The sequence below is a fragment of the Exiguobacterium sp. HSB13 genome (genome assembly GCF_056764755.1).
Window position 1 is genome coordinate 138989 of record NZ_JBUZOM010000003.1, and the last position, 17287, is coordinate 156275.

Sequence of the window (17287 nt, forward strand, 5' to 3'; positions counted from 1 at the left end):
CAAAATGACAGGATGGACTGCGGTCCATCCTGTCATTTTTTCATTGAGATCGAATATATGCGAGAACACGTGTATCAATCGCACGATCCGCTTGTTCGCGCATCTCGAAGTTTTCCGTATGCAGATACGTTCGGAACGCGTCTTCGAAATCACCGCGGTAACCAAGCGATAACAACTTATCCATCAACTCTGACTCTAATGCGTCATCAATCGGCTTGATTTCTTCCGGCTTACTCGGTTGTAGATAAAGGGTATGCAGTTGATAGATGCGTTCGAGTTCTTCAATCGGACTCGGATGATCGTCAACGCGTAAATCAATATAGCGGTCGTTGAATCCACCGTATCCGCCACCCTCCTTGACGACGAGAAGTGCTGCTGACTGCATTCCGCGTGAGTCCCCACCTGCTGCTTGACCTGCTGCTAACGCACGCAATAAACGTTCTGCAAGCGGACCTTGCGTTGATTCAAAGACACGTGCCATCTCTTTCACTGTATTACCGTCTACAAGAATATTCCCTTGCGCTGCAAAGTGTTTCCCGGCAATACCGCCTGCCCAGTCGTTACATCCCTCTCCCGTGAATGTCGCACTCTTGCCATTCGCATCAATGATTCCGACCTGACGATCCGCTCGTCCTTCATCTGCTTCCGTCAATCGACGCAGTACTTCGTCTGCTGAAGCCCCTTGTTCGATCATCCGTAATCCTTCAGGACCATACGTCGTATTTGCAAACGATTGTGTCGCTACAGCACCTACTCCCGCCTTCGCAAACGGAACAGCGCTCCCGACGGCTAAAAACTTCGACTGAACGGCAACGCCCCATGCTTGTTCTTTTTCACAATACCCAACGATTGAATATGTCACTTCAGTTCCCCCTTTAGTCATTACCTATTCCGTTCGTGATAACGCTTCCCGATTCCTGCAACTGAAAAACCTTCCGAACATCTGTCCGGAAGGTAGACTTCATTGAATGCCAAGTGTCACGGCAAGTAGTAAGGCGGCACATGCCAAGGCAATCCAGATCGCGAAAAGCTTCCAGACGAAACGAAGCCATTTTTCGTACGGAATGCCTGCGATTGCGAGAAATGCCATCAAATGAGCACTCGTCGGGAAAATCATGTTCGTCAGTCCATCTCCATATTGGAATGCTAAGACAGCCACTTGACGCTCGATTCCCAGTAAATCCGACAATGGTGCCATGATGGGCATCGTCGTCGCCGCTTGTCCACTTCCCGATGGAATGAAGAAATTCGTAATCAATTGCACGGCGTACATCCCGATGACGGCAAAGAACGTCGGTAAATGTCCTACGGCATTCGATAAGCCGTAAATGACCGTATCGATAACACGTCCTTCTTCGAGAATGACAACAATCGCACGAGCAAATCCAACAATCAACGCGCCGAACGTTACGGCTTTTGCGCCGTCAATCAAACTCTCGAACGTACCGTTCACACCAAGCGTAACGATTCCCGCAATCATCCCGATGATCAAGAAGGATGCGGTTAATTCCGTCAAATACCAGCCCCACTCAAAGATTCCGATCACATTGAGCGTGATCCCACCGATTAAAACCAGTAAGACGAAAGCATGACGTTTCGAAAAGCGCGAAATCGTCGTCGCTGCTTCTTCCGAACGACGTTGTTCTAGATCATAAACAAGACTGCGCGCCGGATCATGTTTGACTTTCCGTGCGTAGTTCATGACATAAAGAATCGTTACGATTAAAAAGACGACATAGACGGCGGTTCGATAACCGAGACCGCTAAAGAGTGGAACTTCAGCAATCGATTGAGCAACACCTACCGTAAATGGATTCAACATCCCACCGGCAAAACCAACGGCCGCCCCTAAGCTGACGATCGCGGCTCCTGTCATCGCGTCATAACCGAGCGCACGCGCGAGCATGATCCCAATCGGTACGAAGATGATCGTTTCTTCTGCCATGCCGATCGTCGCCCCGGCAATCGAAAAGACGAACATCGTCATCGGAATCATAATGTGTCCTTTTTGACCGAACCGGCGTATCAATTGATTGATTCCTGCTTCAATGGCGCCTGTTTGACGAATGATTCCGAAAACACCACCGACTAAGAAAATATAAAAGATGATTGCGGCGCCTGCTTCCATGCCTTTTGGGATTGCTTCAAATAAACCAAAGAGATTGACAGGCGCAGACTCTACCGCGCGATATGTACCATCGATGACGACAGTCTGTCCGTCTTGCTTTTCACGATCGAATTGTCCTGCTGGAAGTGTATACGTCAAGATGACTGAGATGATGAGAATTGCCATGATAATGGCATATGTATGAGGCATCTTGAAGAATGATCGCTTCGACCCTGGTGCATTCGTTCGTTCATTCATGATAAAAGCCTCCTTTTTGTGTCTTTATAAGGATAATGCCCTAATCAGGGAAAAACTAACAGTTTCAATGAAATGTCATATGATTGTAAAAGAAAAGTGGAATACTGCTAACTTAAAGTTTCGTTAAAAATAGATCGACCGTGTCGCATGAAACAAAAAAGGAAGGTATTCTAGGCCATGAACCTAGAATACCTTCCTTATGTGTTACGTCAATCTCTTATGATTATGCTTGGAACGATTGAACGTCTAATGGTTTAGCAAGAGCCGTTTGAGCAAACGCAACGAATTGTCCGAAATGGGCACTCGTGTTGTGTGCTTCAATTGCAGCTTGGTCTTCCCATTTTTCAATCATCATGAAGACATTTTCGTCTTCTGTGCTTTGGAACAAGTCATAGCTGATGTTACCTGCTTCAGCACGTGATCCTGCCAATAGTGTTTTAGTTGCTTCTAAAAATTCTTCTCGTTTTGCGGGTTGTACTTCTAATTTTGCTTCGATGGCGATCATCGGAAAGCCTCCTTTGTAATTTCGTTAACTTAAGCATCTTAGCACCTCCGAATTCGTTACGCCATAAAGATGCTCGGACGATTGATGATATTTAATTACGGGTAATTACAGATGTAATTATTACTTTGTGCCACATCAGAGAAAGGAGCAACGAAGATGCGCGTTGAGGTATTTTATTTTGAGGATGACGGGCACATTCCGAACAATCCGACATTCCCCGTGTTGATTTATCGGCACGCATTTGCAGAGCCATCACACATCGAACAGACCTTCCATGCACATGACTGGCGTAACAGCTGGGTGGATGGGATTTTTGACTTTCATCATTATCATAGTATCGCTCATGAAGTGATCGGGATTCTTGAAGGGCATGCAACCGTTCAGCTGGGTGGTCCGCTCGGTAAGACCTTCACTTTGACGAGCGGAGATATTCTTTTACTTCCTGCAGGTACGGGACATAAAGCACTTGATACAAGTCGACACTTTCGAGTGATCGGTGCCTATCCGGATGGTCAAGACTACGATACGCTGACAGGTCAAACAAGTGAACGACCGGAAAATCTTCAACGTATTCGTCAGGTGATGCGCCCAACTCAAGATCCTGTATTCGGTGATCACGGTCCTTTGTTTGAGCATTGGTGACGTCTCCTTCTATTGAAGAAGACGTTTTTGTTCGGAGTTCACGTGGTAAACCCTACTATTGTCTCTCTACTAAAGGAGGAAGAACGATGAACGCAACAGAAAAGACGTTGATACTTGCTGCATTAAAGCAAAAAACGGTGACGTTTCCCGATCAGACGCATGTTCGGGCACTCGGACAAGGTACGTGGCGGATGGGAGAAGAGTCGGAGAAGCACGCAGCAGAAATCGAAGCACTCCGTGTCGGTCTTGATAGCGGAATGGAACTCATCGATACGGCAGAGATGTACGGGGAAGGTGCTTCTGAAGAATTGATTCGCGACGCGATCGCAGATCGACGAGAGGAAGTCTTTCTCGTTTCGAAAGTCTATCCGCATCATGCTGGTGGGGAAGCATTGAAGCAGGCTTGTTCCAACACACTTGAACGTCTTGGTACCGATTACCTTGATTTGTACCTTCTGCACTGGCGTGGCGACATTCCACTGAAAGAAACCGTCGAAGGACTGGAAGCTTTAAAACAAGAAGGAAAGATTCGCCGTTGGGGTGTGTCTAACTTTGACGTATCAGACATGAAAGAACTGTTGGCACTGCCAAATGGTGATCAATGCGCTGTCAATCAGGTACTCTATCACCTTGGATCACGCGGAATCGAGTATGAACTATTACCGTTACTACGTAAGCATGGTATACCAGTGATGGCGTATTGCCCACTAGCAGAAGGTGGTTCATTACGTGATCAACTTCTGAATCATCCGACCGTCGAGGAACTCGCTGAGACACATGGCGTTGAACCGGCACAGATTCTACTTGCATGGGCGATTCGTGAAGGTGATGTCATCGCGATTCCTAAGGCCGGACAAGCACATCATGTCGAAGCCAACGGTCGCGCCGCGCTCCTGAATTTGACAGAGGAAGAGTTGGTTGCACTTGATCAAGCATTCCCAGCACCAACAAAAAAAGAACCACTCGATATCGTTTAAGGAGGTCATTTTCATGACAAAACATGTTCAACTCGGTCAATCTAACTTATTCGTTCACCCCATCGGTCTCGGTACGAATGCTGTCGGTGGACACAACTTGTATCCAAATCTCGATGAGCAAGCCGGACGCGATCTCGTCCGTGTCGCTTTGAAGCAAGGAATCAATTTCCTCGACACAGCTTTCATCTACGGACCAGAACGTTCGGAGGAACTCGTCGGTGAGGTCTGGAACGACACAGTCGCTCGAGAAGATGTCGTGCTCGCGACGAAAGGTGCGCATCAGTTCGTTGACGGAAACGTCGTCATGAACAATTCACCAGACTTTCTCCGTCAATCGGTCGAAGAGAGTTTAAAACGTCTTCAGACAGACTATATCGATTTGTATTACATTCATTTTCCGGATGAATCGACACCAAAGGACGAAGCCGTCGCCGCACTCGCTGAACTGAAAAAAGAAGGAAAGATTCGCGCAATCGGTGTCTCGAATTTCTCACTCGAACAACTGAAGGAAGCGAACAAAGACGGACACGTCGACGTCTATCAAGGGGAATACAACCTATTCAAACGGGATGCGGAAGAAGAGTTACTCCCGTACATCGTTGAGAACGGTATGTCCTTCGTCCCGTACTTCCCACTCGCTGCTGGATTATTGGCAGGGAAATATACGAAAGAGACGACATTTGACGATTTACGAAAAAACGATCCCTTGTTCCAAAAAGATGTCTTCGAACAAAACCTCGCAAAAGTCGATCAACTGCGCCCGATTGCAGAAGCACACGATGCAGAAGTCGCACACATCGTACTCGCGTGGTATTTGGCACAGGACGGTATCGACGCCATCATTCCTGGTGCAAAACGACCAGATCAGGTGACGGATACGTTGCGTACATTAGACGTTCAGTTGTCGCAAGAGGATATCGAAAAGATCGACCAAATTTTTAGCTAATCGTTCTCTTTTTATGCACATGAGCAGAATAGGCGAAAAATCATGCTGAACTTCGTATGATGGAGGCATGGAGGCGATTGATCATGAAGCACCATTTTCATTTAACCGCAAACTGGCCGGGCAATCGCAATGATGTTGGTCAGATCGAGACGGGTGAACTAAAAACAAAAATCTCAATTCCGGACGCCATGGATGGTCCAGGAGTTGGTACGAATCCAGATGAGATGTTACTTGGGGCAGCTGCTACGTGCTATATCATCACGCTTGCCGCGATGCTTGAGCGTAGCCACATTCCAAAGGTCTCGTTAACGATGGAATCTGAAGGCATCGTGGATGTCACGAACGGTGTCTTTACGTACGACGCGATCATTCATCGTCCGAAACTTTTATTACCATCTGATCTGTCGGATCGTGATCTGGAGAAGGCGCAACGTCTTGCTGAAAAAGCGGAAGGTTCGTGTATGATTACGCGGGCACTAGCTGGTAATGTAAAAGTATCGCTTGAGGCTGTTGTGGAGCGTGTGTAAGTTAATTTTCAACAATTAGAAATCAAATACTCCTTTAACTATGTATTTTTTAAATCACAGTTAAAGGAGTATTTTTTACTGAATTCAATAACGATAAGGAGTTTTCAATGAACCTTGTATCTTTCTTTTTAGCATCTCGTAAGAGGCATTCTCATCTTGTCTCATTAATTTATGAATTATTCGATGGCAACTTGCACATAATAAAGCTAAGTCTTCAGTCTGAGTATCTGTTATGCCACTTATACTTAATTGATTTTTATGATGAGCTTCAATGTAACCTTTCCCGATAACTCCATAAACTTCCTCATAATTCATCTCACAAATATCACAGAATAATTGCCCAGCATGTCCAATTGCAAACTGTTCTTTTGCTTTTTTAACTACTTTTGTATTTCGTTCTGTTATGTAATGCGTGGCGAGTCGCTTTTCGCCTTCTGTATATCGCCCATCTTCCAGTAGACTTTCAGCAATATGCGAGTTAAGTACTTCACTCTCGTCTGTATAGTACTCTGTTGGAAAAGCAAAGTATTCTTTAAATTTGCTTTCGAAAGTATCAAAGGTCATAAAAGGATGAAATTTTTCCAGTTTAAATGATTTATCTGATCCGTTCAGATCTTTTTTTAAGTTGATTACTTCATTTTGATTCAGCCATACAAATTGTATATCGTTTATTCTGACTAATTCTTCCTCATTGGTAACACAAAAAATTAGGTAATCATATTCGGTTACTTTCGTATCTCGGATGCCATACATTCCACCTGTTGCCCCTCTTATTCCGATACGTTTCCCATCTAAAATTTGCTTATTCTTTTCTGATTTAAATGATACATTATATTGATCAGACAACGATTTTAACCACTCTTTTGTTAACTTTTTCATTACACTTACAATGTCTTTTTGCAAGATCTATCCCTACTCTCGTTTCATTTGGAGGATTGCATTTATGATTAAAAAACAGAAAAAATCAGGAGACCAGCATACGAAAGATGTTGCGATGTATTTTGAACAATTGATTCAAGAGCAATCATCTCTTTCACAAGAACAACATCCCGCAGCAATCGTTGCTCAATTTCTATTCACCCAATTTCCAAAAACGAGTGAAGTCAAAACTAAATTCGATTTTAAACGTGCTGATCATCATGCTGATTTATATATTTATCAAGACGAACACATTTATCCGATTCATTTATTTTCCCTTAAGAAAAATACAACGATTCAACCTAAAAATCCTGGTGCTAAATCCTTCTTACATAAGTATTTTGGTTTAACGGAATCCCAACATACATTTAATGCATTACTGGATCAAATGCGCTCTAACCTTTTTCAAGATATTGCGTTTCACCATGGGATCACCGATTTATATGTATCGGAGGCAACGTTAAAAAAATCAATTCATGCATTGCAGTTAGATGAGACCATACTTAAAGCCTATCGTAGAAGATTCTTAGAAGGTATTCGGGATCATTGTTATTCGCTCCTTCTTAAGAGTCTAAATGAGCATCAATCTGATTTTTTCAAAGGTTTCAAGCATCTATCGATGATTGAAGAATATAAAGTTATATTCATCGAAGAAACCTCTGAGATCAAACTAGAACAACAGATGATCCAAACATTCGAATCCGTACATCTATTGAAAAAGAACAATTCATCGATTCATATCTTAGTGGATGATTATGAGCTCGAACTTCGATTCAAATTCGAGTCTTCTTTAACATCTTCCATTAAATTAGCGACGAAACTATCGCATACTCGTGAACTAACGAACCAATTTCAACAAAAAACGAAGCAACTTAATGCAAAGTGGTTAAATGCTTTTGAAGATTCTCTACATACCCATACATTACTTACTCATTCAAATAAAAGTAATGCAATCGGTCGCTGTCATGAAGTCCTTACGCTATATCAATTCATCAAACACGATCCAACGATTCATTTAGTCGATTCTACTCAAGTTCATCAGACATTAACAGCTTACTATTCGTATCTTGAACCAAACGTATTGCAACAGCTTATTGATAGTGCTCACGTTACAACTTCCGTGTTACTTGATTACTTAAAAAATGTATATGGTCAGTCTCAAATTGAACAAGTTCAACTCGTATCAGATAGCTATGTCGCGAATAAATTAGAAACAGCAGACATCTTACTCACTCTTCGATACGAACAAAACTTGATTGAGCTTCCCTTGTCCTTAAAAGCACTAAAAGCTCATAATTCTGTCATGACAATTAAAAATCCAGGTGCTGGTACGATTCTTTCCTATCAATATTTTGATGTTTTCGACGAAATGCAGGAGTTCATTGCAAAGATAAAAGAAAAATATTTGATTGGTTTGATTTCACGTCAGGAAGTACTCTCTGAAGTATCAAACGAAATCACAAAACACCTTTCCATCGCTTCACAAACGTCTCTTGTTTCTGGATTGAAAAAAATGATTGGAACGAACTTATCGATTGTCTCTTTTTATCAAAATTTAACGTGCTCCATTCATCCACCGATTGAAGTCGGAGGGCATATTCGTGTATCTCAACATTCATCGACTACGACACGCTTGACTTGGTCTAACGGTAACGAATACTTAAACTTTCGAGTCAAGTTCAGTGCTGGTGCCTCTCATGGATGGTCGTCCCTTAAATTATCGTGCGAACGCTCCGTCACATAATACTAAAAAAACGGACCTACTCATCAAAGAGCAGGTCCGTTTCACGTTTAAAAAAGTTTCAATTGTTGTTCTGATTGCTCTGCAACTAACTCCTCTGATTTCAACCAGTCTGTGATGGGTTGCAGAATACGCAACGCTAAGAGTACAGGCACAGCATTTCCAATTTGCTTATACTGCTTATCTAACCGGTTATTTAATTGCGTTTTCATATTACCACCATCATAAAATTCGAACCAATCCGGAAACGTCTGGATACGGGCCGATTCCCGAACACTCATACGACGATTAGAACCCACTAAGCTCCATTCATCTTTTCCTATTTTTTGCATTGCTTCTCCGCCTGGCCACAATTGTGCTTGTCTACCAGATGCTTGAATCGTAAAGGCTTGTTCTGTCCACTTCTTTTTACGATTGCGAGATAAATACATCGGAGAAAAGCCACCACTATACACATCAGCTGGTTCCTTCGGTAAATCTGAAATCGTCTCTTCTAAAGTCACGTAAGGATATTTTCCTAAAGGACCATGCGTAGGCTCTGGAAATGTATATCTGAATGAAACATCTTTTCGTACACCGATGATAAAGACACGTTCCCGAAGTTGTGGCACCCCATAGTCTCGAGCATTGACCAGTTGGTAATTCACTTCATATCCCGCTGCAGCAAAGTCTTCAATGATTTGGCGCGCTACTTCCCCTTTCCCTAAGGTTAATAACCCTTTTACGTTTTCAGCGACGAATACTTTAGGTCGTGCTTGCATAATCGCTCGAATGAAATGGATATACAAAAAGTTTCGTTCATCATCAATCAAGCGTGGACCTGCTGAACTGAATCCAGGACAAGGAAATCCCCCAAGTATGACATCACATTCAGGAAAGTGTTTGATTTTCCGTATGTCTCGACCGTCTTGAAAGACCTCTGTCGAAAAGTTCATTTTATATGTGATAGCGGATTCTCGAAACATATCATTCGAAAAAATCGTCTCTGTTACGTTTCCTTTTGATATTAACTCCTCAAAAGCTTCTTTTGATTGAAAGACTCGTTCGATAACATCTTCTCCATGCAGACTGATAAGACCAGCTAGCTCTAATCCTAAATCTAATCCTCCTGCTCCAGAAAACAGACTAATCACACTATGTGCTTTTGTTGAGCGTTTGATATCAGAAAAAAAAGCGGTATCGTCTGTTTCGAAAATACGATTTGTTTCTTCCTGGATTTTTTCGAACAGTACATTTTTTACATCGATTTCTTCATATTCAGTCAAAGGACGGTACTTTGCTCGTCCTCGTTCATTTAATTTCATAGGTTTACCTCCTGGCAACATCCTCTTGCCTTTATTATAAGCGAGCATCCGTTAAAAGGCCAGCGTTCTGATTAAATCGTAGAATAATTGATTTTAAAGACGTCGTCTTTTTTATATACCAGTTATCCACATGTGGATAACTCCATTTATGGTATACTTATGGCACTTATCCACAAGTAGAAATGAGGAAACTAACATGTCTCGTGAACTCTATCCGATCGTCGTCAAACCAGAATGGATTGAATCGATTCGAAGCGATTATCCCGCTTTACGTAAGGAGATGTTCGAAGCTCTGCAACATGTAAAAGAGGCAGGCGGACTGCTGCATCTAATGACAGAACATAAAGAATACCTTGCAACTGGTTATTTTGGCAAGCAGGAAAAAGGTGTCGGTTGGACTCTCTCAATGGACGAGCAAGAACCAATCGATGTCGCCTTCTTCAAGCAACTTTTTGAAAAAGCGTTAGACAAACGAAATGAATTTTTTGAAGAGTACTCAGAAGCCTTCCGTATTTTTAACGGCGCTGGAGATGGTATCGGTGGATTGACGATTGATTGTTATGATCATCATTACCTCATTACATTCGAAAATGAAGGCATCTATACATTCCGTCCACTGATTCTTGAAGCTCTTGAATCACTACTGAATTATAGAAGCATTTATGAAAAACGAGACTTCCTCGTCGATCTTCAACCGGTCAAAGGTGACGACTTCTTGAAGGGGGAACGAGGCGATTTTCCTGAAGTCGCACAAGAATATGGTGTGTTGTATGAATATGACTTGGACGCTGGTATGCGGACTGGTTTTGACATTGCCCAACGTGAACTTCGCCGAATCCTTCTCGATTCCGTCGAACGAAAGACCGTACTTAACCTCTTTTCCGATACAGGAACGTTAACGGTAGCTGCCCTTTATGGTGAAGCTGCCCGAACGACAAGCGTTGATTTCTCGACACGCAGTCGAAATAAGACAAAAGATAATCTGATGTTGAATAGTTTTTCTCCTGAGAAACAGAAGATTTTAGTTCAGGATGCGTTCGACTACATCGAACAGGCGGATAAAAAGACTCGTTTTGACGTCGTCTTGTTCCATCCTCCCGTACAAGTCAATACACGGACACGTCAGTTTCGGACCGAACAGGATCTCGCCCTTTGGATCCAAAAAGTCATTCATCTGACGAATCGTGGAGGACTGCTTGCGATTACGACAGATAGTCCTGCTCTTGATGCGTCACAATTGAAAAAAGCTGTCGAGCAGGCTTTCAACAAATTGCGTCAAAAATTCGAAGTCGTGTGGGAGCAACCGGAGCAGAAAGATTTCCCGACTCCTCCTTCCATGCCACAACTCGCCCCAAAAAGCATTCTCGTTCGTCGTAAATGACCTGTTATCTAAAAAATCCGCTACTGAATTTTTCAGTAACGGATTTTTTTATATTTTTAACAGGAAATGTAAAATGAATGGAGAATCATTTTTTATGAGTTGGATAGACACTTACCTTACCAAAGTGTGATGTTTGATCAAATCGTTGATAGAGATCATTTAACGCATCGCGTTCATAAGGAATCTGCTCTTCAATCCGAATTTCAATCGTTCCCTCTTCCACTAAACGAATGAGTTCTGATAAGTGACGTTGCTGTTGTTTCATCTCATCTACTTTTCCTTTCAGCAATGGAAGTGCGACGAACACAGCTTCAAGTGACAAGGCTTTACTATGCATCATCGTTAAATCTTGTGTCGTCCGTGTCGCGATCGAAATGATGCGTCCTCGCTCTTTTGCGAGTATGAACGATTCTTGTAAATGGTCACCACCGACTGTATCAATAATGACGTCGAATCCGTCCAGATCTAGTCGGTTTAGCAACGCTTCAGCTGATTCTTCCTTATACTGATGAACGCGAATCCCTTTCGCTTCTAACCAAGCTGCCTTCTCGTCAGAAGAGGCGCTCGCTGTGACGTCACACCCATAATGACGCGCGAGTTGAACGGTAAGATGTCCTACTCCACCCGTTCCACCTGCTACATATACACGAATGCCTGGAGTAATCGCAATTCGCTCTTTTAATATTTCCATCGCCGTCAACCCAATCACCGGTAAACAACCAGCCACCTTAGCCGAGACCCCTTCCGGTCGTAAGACTGCCATCTGTTCAGGCACAAGCATTTCTTCCGCTAGCGCACCGGCACGTGTTCCAAGTCCACCGCCGAATGCGACGATGCGATCGCCGATAGAAAAAGACGTCACACCATCCCCAATCCCAATGACTTTCCCCGTTACATCCCCCTGGAGAATTCCAGTCGTCGAAGCCGCCGCCACATGTCCGAAGAACATCTTCGTATCAAGTGGATTGATGCTTGACCCCTCGATTTGAACCCGTAATTCGTGTTTCCCCGCTTTTTCAGGTGTGACGTCTTTTTCTATAAGTGATGCGTCTTTTCCGTATTGATCGACTACGAATGCTCTCATGAAGAATTCCCCCTTTTTCATTATCAGTCTACCATGATTCAGAATTCTCTCACATTAGGCGTTCATGCTATGATGAAGGTATCTTATGACGAGAAGGGACGTTTTTGATTTGAAACAAGAATTGATTGATCGTCTAACTACATACGTGAAAGTCGATACACAGTCGAACTATGAGAGTACGACGGTTCCAACAACTGAAGGGCAATGGACACTAGCTCGTTTGCTCGTAGAAGAATTAAAGACAATTGGCATGGAAGAGGTCACGGTCGATGACAATGGGTATGTCATGGCGACGTTACCTGCCAATACAGATGCGGACATTCCGACAATTGGTTTCCTTGCTCACCTGGATACAGCGACGGATTTCACAGGTACGAATGTCCGTCCGCAACTCGTGGAAGCATATGACGGAAATCCAATCACGTTAAGTGAAGTACCGTCCGTCATCCTGTCGCCAACTGATTTTCCGGCACTACACAACTATGTTGGTCATACCTTAATGACAACAGATGGTACGACATTACTTGGTGCCGATAATAAAGCCGGAATCGCAGAAATCATGACAGCGATGCATTATCTGATTTCACATCCGGAAATCAAACATGGTCGCATTCGTGTTGCCTTTACACCAGACGAAGAAATCGGTCGTGGACCGCATCACTTTAATGTCGAAGCGTTCGATGCCACGTATGCTTATACGGTCGACGGCGGTCCGTTGGGTGAACTCGAATACGAAAGCTTTAATGCGGCGGCGGCCAAAATCGTCTTCCACGGAACAAATGTCCATCCGGGAACAGCAAAAGATAAGATGGTCAATTCACAGAAACATGCGATGGCATTCCACGATCGTCTTCCTGGAGAAGAGTCTCCTGAATTCACGGATGGTTTCGAAGGATTCTTCCACCTGATTTCGTTTGATGGTTCTGTCGAAAAAACGACGCTCGACTACATCATTCGTGATTTCGATCGTGAGGCGTTCGAAGGACGGAAACATTTCTTGTCTGCCCTTGTCGATGAGTGGAACAAAAAGTATGGCGCCGGCAGTGTCGAAATCGATTTACACGATCAGTACTACAACATGCGCGAAAAAATCGAACCCCATATGCACATCGTCGATATCGCTCATGCAGCGATGGAGTCGCTTGACATCACACCAATTATTAAGCCAATTCGTGGTGGAACGGATGGATCACAACTTTCATACATGGGTCTTCCGACACCGAACATCTTTACCGGTGGCGAGAACTACCATGGCAAGTTTGAATTCATTTCGGTCGATAATATGGTCAAAGCAACACAAGTGATCATTGCCATCGCTCAAGGATTTGAACAAGCTTCGCGCTAATTAAAAAGCAGATTCTCAGCGCTGAGAATCTGCTTTTTTTCATGTCTGGCGTTGTTGTTTTTTCAAGCGATAGATGTAACCAATCAGCAAAAAGATAATCAACGTCGAGGCAATCATGAGTTCCTTCGACCATTCACCGACGAAGGAGTTGGAATTTTCCTCAATCTCTCGCTCAGGCATCTGTTCTTTCATCCGGTCTGCTTGGCGCTTCGTGATTTTAAAGTTGTCTTTCCACTTCCACGTTTTTTCTTCTCCTTCAACACGGATATTAATGTGATACGTACCTGGTTCTAAGATTCCCGTCGTTTCAATCGGTGTTTTCATATAAATCGACGGAGCAAATCGAACTTCCATCTCTTTACGAACGACGACTTTTTTGCCTTGCGTGACGACGGCTTCGAACTTCATGGGCTGACTGATCGTCGGTACCTGATTGGCTAGCTTAACAAAGACGGTCGGTCTAGAAAAAGACGACTTTGCCTCTACCCCTTCGTACGTAATCTCGGGCGCCAGATCTTTAATCGAAGATCGGACTTTCAAACCGATGATGTAAGAGTGACGATTTTGAATACCGATTGTATTTTTTTCAGCTGTTTCTTTTTCTGGTTTCTTCTCGACCCGAACACCAGCTAACAAGGTACCGTCTAAATCGTTCACGATCTCAAGTGGTAAAGAAACGACTTTCGATTCGCCACCCTTGATGAACGTCGATGTCGCGTTCGGTTGAATGAGATCCGTCAACGAAGTCGGAGCTAACGGGACCGGTTTCTTTTGATCGTAAACGATCAAACCATTATCGTTCGTCGTTGCATTCCGGATTGATGTCAAAAACGTATGATCATCAGGTCCGTGATTGAAAATCCGAACTTGAATGTTCGTCTTTTGTTTTGCCGTCATACGTAAGTCAAAGTACGAGACACCCGAATCGACTTGGTAGGCATTCGGAACGGTTTCAATCGAAAAGTTGACGCGATCTTTCGCGAAGCTAGCAGACGGTATTGTCCAAACGAGCAGCCCATAAAATAATGCTACAAGACAACCGATTCCCCATCGTTTCATCTTTATCTCCACCTACTTTCAAATCAATTCACGACATCTGTAAGTGTCCAGTCCAGTGTCGCGGTATGTGTTCCTTCCACTTGAACGTTAATGGGTACATTGAGTTTGATATAATCGTTATCGGTTCCGTTACCTTTCCAGTAAATTTGCCAAGTTGAGAACGTTCCTTCTGGGGATGTTAATATCGTTTGCGCATCCCCTGCATTTCCTGGTGTCAATGTTATGTCTCCTGTCGTAGGTGCCGTGAATCCTGAAACATTCACTAATGTTTGAACAGTACCGGCATCGATCGATAACGTCGAACCTATTAACGAGGGTTTTCCACCTTCATCTATAAAGTCTCCCAACTTCACGGTTACTTCCCATTCTGTCCGATTGACCCGTCGATCCGTTACTTGGAGAAATGGTTTTTGATCGGTCGCATTAAATTCTGCTTTGTTAGAAAGCAATTCGTTTGATCCAAAATCAAAGTTAGGCGCATAGTCGAGTGTCAATGGTCCTGTCTTTCCCGTAGGTGTATTTCCACCGTTTTTGTCTGGTTCATATGGATTATTCGGATCTCGATCATCTGGATCCACGATGACCGGAGCTTCATTCGTCGTGAATGTGATTTTTGCTGTCGACTCGCCAGTCGAAGTCGCCGCCCATGCAGTTGTTGTGCCTAAAACCAAAGCCGTACTCATCAATACCGTCGAAACAGCGAATCGTTTTTTCATCTCTGTTCTCTCCTTTTTCATGGTGCATTGATTAGACTCCATTGAATATCTGCGCTATACGATAAAGGTTTTGGATATTTTCCGGTTAAATCGAGAATGATTCCTTCACTTTCTGCATAGGTTAATGGTGTCTGATTCGAACTTGTCGACATCGTTCCCGTTGCGATTTCAATAGCAGTCGATTGCAATAGTTGGGTTTTCGAAGCTGTTTTGAAATAAAGAACATCTTTCAATACATCATTCTCTGTACTCGTCAAAGGACGACTGAGACTTGCTTGTAGCTTCCAGTTGTAACCTGTTGCATTTTCATGCGAAATAGAAATCGTCATTGGTGATAAGCGAGGGATGATTTTCTCACGTCCTGTCACTTCATGACTTCCAAAGTCTAGTGTGTTCGGAACAATTAAGTTGAATGTAGGTCCGATTCCAAGTGTTGCTGCCGCCGTACCACTACTTAAAACATTCAAATCAACTAACCCATCTGCTAAAACACTTCGAAATGTGTAGACTTTATCGACTCCGACTGGTAAATTTCCAACTTTAAAAGATAAGGTGAATCGATCGTTACTTAGAAGAGATAGCTTTAATAAAGAGCTAACATCTGCATAGATTTGGTTATTTGTTCGATCAATTATTGCTGTCACATCTCTCGTTTGTGATCCAACCCCAAGTAATCCACTATAGCGATATTGCAGTTGGACGGAACTCGTTTCAATACTTTGTATCACTTCTGGTGGTAGTCGAAAAATAATATATCCACTTGATAGATTTAAGCTCAACAATCCAGAAACAGTATTTTCTAATGTGATCGTTTTAGTCGTTCCATTATAGGAAGCATCTAAGCTTGATGTTCCGAGAAGTGCTACTCCAGCAAGCATCGGTGCAACCGCTTGTTGCTTCTCTTGTCTTGATTTAATTGCCTTTAAGACAGGTGCTTCAATTTCGCTCGATGATTCTTCTTCAGAATCAGGCTGCTCGGAAACTTCATTGTCCTCTTCATCTGGAGCTGTCTCTGGTGTCGGTGGGTCTTCATTCTCGGTTGGAAGTGTCTCTGGTGTTGGTGAGTCTTCATTCTCAGTTGGAGGTGTCTCTGGTGTCGGTAGGTCTTCGCTCTCGGTTGGAGGTGTCTCGGGTGTTGGTGGGTCTTCACTCTCAGTTGGGGGTGTCTCTGGTGTCGGTGGGTCTTCGCTCTCAGTTGGGGGTGTCTCTGGTGTCGGTGGGTCTTCACTCTCAGTTGGGGGTGTCTCTGGTGTCGGTGGGTCTTCACTCTCGGTTGGAGATGTCTCGGGTGTCGGTGGGTCTTCACTCTCGGTTGGAGATGTCTCGGGTGTTGGTGGATTTTCATTCTCAGCTGGAGGCATCTTCTCTAATTCTATGACTTCTTCGCATTTTTCAATTTCTTCTTTTTCCAACAAGTCCTTTTTCTTTGGATCATTCAACGTCTCTTCACAAAACGATGACGTCAAAGGCTCTGGAATCTCGAATTCCTCAGTCGTCGCATGACTGTGCGGAATCGGAAAGCTTGTTGCCAGTAGAATCATTAAGATGATAAAAAGATTCGGTGATCGATTTCGATACAAATACACCCCTCCCATCCTTATGACCTATTTCCATTGACCTGTATCTCTATCTACCTTCTAAATAAGGTAAATAAACCATTAATTTGGGATTTAAAAGATATAAAATATATCATTATTTATTGGTATATTAAAATTTAATGCCATAAGAGCATTAGTACAGTCATTTTATTATGACGAAATAAAAAAATGTGCTTGTC

16 protein-coding genes are annotated in these 17287 nt (G+C 43.3%); 7 read left to right on the forward strand and 9 right to left on the reverse strand.

All coding sequences use genetic code 11. From position 1 onward, the window contains the following. Positions 1–40: 40 nt before the first annotated feature. The 3 genes from ACZGCQ_RS14285 to ACZGCQ_RS14295 all read right to left on the reverse strand — a co-directional run bounded on the left by ACZGCQ_RS14285 (position 41) and on the right by ACZGCQ_RS14295 (position 2870). On the reverse strand, positions 41–862 hold the full coding sequence (locus ACZGCQ_RS14285) for a DUF1028 domain-containing protein (protein WP_047390650.1): 822 nt from the start codon (positions 860–862) through the stop codon (positions 41–43). A gap of 99 nt (positions 863–961) precedes the next feature. Then, entirely contained in the window at positions 962–2365 is a 1404-nt protein-coding gene (locus tag ACZGCQ_RS14290) for a YfcC family protein (RefSeq protein WP_481266660.1), read from the reverse strand. Positions 2366–2588: 223 nt separating this feature from the next. Continuing rightward, entirely contained in the window at positions 2589–2870 is a 282-nt protein-coding gene (locus ACZGCQ_RS14295; protein WP_481266661.1) for a putative quinol monooxygenase, read from the reverse strand. Between the two features lie 156 nt (positions 2871–3026). On the opposite strand from ACZGCQ_RS14295, the gene ACZGCQ_RS14300 reads away from it, so the two are divergent. The 4 genes from ACZGCQ_RS14300 (at position 3027) to ACZGCQ_RS14315 (ending at position 5962) form a co-directional block, all read left to right on the forward strand. Then, a complete protein-coding gene (locus ACZGCQ_RS14300) occupies positions 3027–3512 on the forward strand; it encodes a cupin domain-containing protein (protein WP_023469764.1) in 486 nt (161 codons plus the stop codon). Between the two features lie 86 nt (positions 3513–3598). Next, the gene (locus ACZGCQ_RS14305; RefSeq protein WP_481266662.1) at positions 3599–4489 is read left to right on the forward strand and encodes an aldo/keto reductase; all 891 of its coding nucleotides are present in this window, start codon (positions 3599–3601) and stop codon (positions 4487–4489) included. 13 nt (positions 4490–4502) lie between these two features. Beyond that, a complete protein-coding gene (locus tag ACZGCQ_RS14310; protein ID WP_481266663.1) occupies positions 4503–5435 on the forward strand; it encodes an aldo/keto reductase in 933 nt (310 codons plus the stop codon). Between the two features lie 80 nt (positions 5436–5515). Next, positions 5516–5962: an OsmC family protein gene (locus ACZGCQ_RS14315; protein WP_481266723.1), complete on the forward strand. Its 447-nt coding sequence runs from the start codon at positions 5516–5518 to the stop codon at positions 5960–5962. 84 nt (positions 5963–6046) lie between these two features. Here ACZGCQ_RS14315 and ACZGCQ_RS14320 read toward each other — a convergent pair whose 3' ends face one another. Further along, positions 6047–6841, reverse strand: a complete 795-nt coding sequence (locus tag ACZGCQ_RS14320) for an HNH endonuclease (protein ID WP_481266664.1) — start codon at positions 6839–6841, stop codon at positions 6047–6049. A gap of 64 nt (positions 6842–6905) precedes the next feature. Here ACZGCQ_RS14320 and ACZGCQ_RS14325 point away from each other — a divergent pair, with 64 nt between their 5' ends. After that, entirely contained in the window at positions 6906–8624 is a 1719-nt protein-coding gene (locus ACZGCQ_RS14325; protein WP_481266665.1) for a hypothetical protein, read from the forward strand. A 47-nt stretch (positions 8625–8671) separates the two neighbouring features. On the opposite strand, the gene ACZGCQ_RS14330 is transcribed toward ACZGCQ_RS14325, so the two are convergent. Then, complete coding sequence (locus tag ACZGCQ_RS14330) at positions 8672–9925, reverse strand: DNA cytosine methyltransferase (protein WP_481266666.1); 1254 nt, start codon at positions 9923–9925, stop codon at positions 8672–8674. A 196-nt stretch (positions 9926–10121) separates the two neighbouring features. Between ACZGCQ_RS14330 and ACZGCQ_RS14335 the strand changes: the two genes are divergently transcribed. Continuing rightward, positions 10122–11306 carry a class I SAM-dependent rRNA methyltransferase gene (locus ACZGCQ_RS14335; RefSeq protein WP_481266667.1) on the forward strand — a complete coding sequence of 395 codons (1185 nt, stop codon included), beginning with the start codon at positions 10122–10124 and terminating at the stop codon, positions 11304–11306. An 85-nt stretch (positions 11307–11391) separates the two neighbouring features. On the opposite strand, the gene ACZGCQ_RS14340 is transcribed toward ACZGCQ_RS14335, so the two are convergent. After that, a complete protein-coding gene (locus ACZGCQ_RS14340; protein ID WP_481266668.1) occupies positions 11392–12390 on the reverse strand; it encodes a zinc-binding dehydrogenase in 999 nt (332 codons plus the stop codon). 109 nt (positions 12391–12499) lie between these two features. Between ACZGCQ_RS14340 and pepT the strand changes: the two genes are divergently transcribed. Beyond that, positions 12500–13735 (forward strand): peptidase T, encoded by a 1236-nt coding sequence (pepT, locus tag ACZGCQ_RS14345; protein WP_336798665.1) that lies wholly within the window; start codon positions 12500–12502, stop codon positions 13733–13735. Between the two features lie 39 nt (positions 13736–13774). Here the strand turns inward: pepT and ACZGCQ_RS14350 are convergent, their stop codons facing one another. Genes ACZGCQ_RS14350 through ACZGCQ_RS14360 form a run of 3 tightly spaced genes read right to left on the reverse strand, consistent with a single transcriptional unit; the run spans position 13775 to position 17090 of the window. Beyond that, a complete protein-coding gene (locus ACZGCQ_RS14350; RefSeq protein ID WP_481266669.1) occupies positions 13775–14794 on the reverse strand; it encodes a WxLIP family cell surface protein in 1020 nt (339 codons plus the stop codon). Between the two features lie 23 nt (positions 14795–14817). Continuing rightward, on the reverse strand, positions 14818–15510 hold the full coding sequence (locus tag ACZGCQ_RS14355; RefSeq protein ID WP_481266670.1) for a WxL domain-containing protein: 693 nt from the start codon (positions 15508–15510) through the stop codon (positions 14818–14820). Between the two features lie 17 nt (positions 15511–15527). Next, positions 15528–17090, reverse strand: coding sequence for a hypothetical protein (locus tag ACZGCQ_RS14360; RefSeq protein WP_481266671.1), 1563 nt, complete (start codon positions 17088–17090; stop codon positions 15528–15530). Positions 17091–17287: the final 197 nt, after the last annotated feature.

Excerpts from the sequence above, each read along its gene's own strand:
- ACZGCQ_RS14290 (WP_481266660.1), bottom strand. The coding sequence starts at position 2,365 with ATGAATGAACGAACGAATGCACCAGGGTCGAAGCGATCATTCTTCAAG.
- ACZGCQ_RS14295 (WP_481266661.1), bottom strand. The coding sequence starts at position 2,870 with ATGATCGCCATCGAAGCAAAATTAGAAGTACAACCCGCAAAACGAGAA.
- ACZGCQ_RS14300 (WP_023469764.1), top strand. The coding sequence starts at position 3,027 with ATGCGCGTTGAGGTATTTTATTTTGAGGATGACGGGCACATTCCGAAC.
- ACZGCQ_RS14305 (WP_481266662.1), top strand. The coding sequence starts at position 3,599 with ATGAACGCAACAGAAAAGACGTTGATACTTGCTGCATTAAAGCAAAAA.
- ACZGCQ_RS14310 (WP_481266663.1), top strand. The coding sequence starts at position 4,503 with ATGACAAAACATGTTCAACTCGGTCAATCTAACTTATTCGTTCACCCC.
- ACZGCQ_RS14320 (WP_481266664.1), bottom strand. The coding sequence starts at position 6,841 with ATGAAAAAGTTAACAAAAGAGTGGTTAAAATCGTTGTCTGATCAATAT.
- ACZGCQ_RS14325 (WP_481266665.1), top strand. The coding sequence starts at position 6,906 with ATGATTAAAAAACAGAAAAAATCAGGAGACCAGCATACGAAAGATGTT.
- ACZGCQ_RS14330 (WP_481266666.1), bottom strand. The coding sequence starts at position 9,925 with ATGAAATTAAATGAACGAGGACGAGCAAAGTACCGTCCTTTGACTGAA.
- ACZGCQ_RS14335 (WP_481266667.1), top strand. The coding sequence starts at position 10,122 with ATGTCTCGTGAACTCTATCCGATCGTCGTCAAACCAGAATGGATTGAA.
- ACZGCQ_RS14340 (WP_481266668.1), bottom strand. The coding sequence starts at position 12,390 with ATGAGAGCATTCGTAGTCGATCAATACGGAAAAGACGCATCACTTATA.
- ACZGCQ_RS14350 (WP_481266669.1), bottom strand. The coding sequence starts at position 14,794 with ATGAAACGATGGGGAATCGGTTGTCTTGTAGCATTATTTTATGGGCTG.
- ACZGCQ_RS14355 (WP_481266670.1), bottom strand. The coding sequence starts at position 15,510 with ATGAAAAAACGATTCGCTGTTTCGACGGTATTGATGAGTACGGCTTTG.